At 63.2% G+C, this 367-nt stretch carries 1 pseudogene; it reads left to right on the top strand.

The annotated features are described in order from the left end of the window. Window positions 1–61: 61 nt before the first annotated feature. Window positions 62–367: pseudogene (locus AB4Z35_RS31250) on the top strand (NADH-quinone oxidoreductase subunit C/D); the annotation flags it as partial.

Here is a 367-nt window from a genome sequence, read left to right as displayed (position 1 = left end):
GTCACGCCTCGCGTGATTCGCGAGGAAAACTACGGCGGCGTGCAGCACTGAGATCGACGTCATGGCAGATATCAAGAACTACACCCTGAACTTCGGCCCGCAACACCCGGCAGCGCACGGCGTGCTGCGCCTGGTGCTCGAGCTGGACGGCGAAGTCATCCAGCGTGCCGACCCCCACATCGGCCTGCTGCACCGTGCCACCGAGAAGCTGGCCGAACAGAAGACCTGGATCCAGAGCGTGCCGTACATGGACCGTCTCGACTACGTGTCGATGATGGTCAACGAACACGCCTACGTGATGGCCATCGAGCGCCTGCTGGGCCTCGAGGTGCCGGTGCGTGCGCAGTACATCCGCGTGATGTTCGAC

Origin of the sequence: Pseudomonas sp. KB_15, assembly GCF_052114525.1 — a bacterium.
Classification (GTDB): domain Bacteria; phylum Pseudomonadota; class Gammaproteobacteria; order Pseudomonadales; family Pseudomonadaceae; genus Aquipseudomonas.
This window is presented reverse-complemented; position numbering and strand designations above follow the sequence as displayed.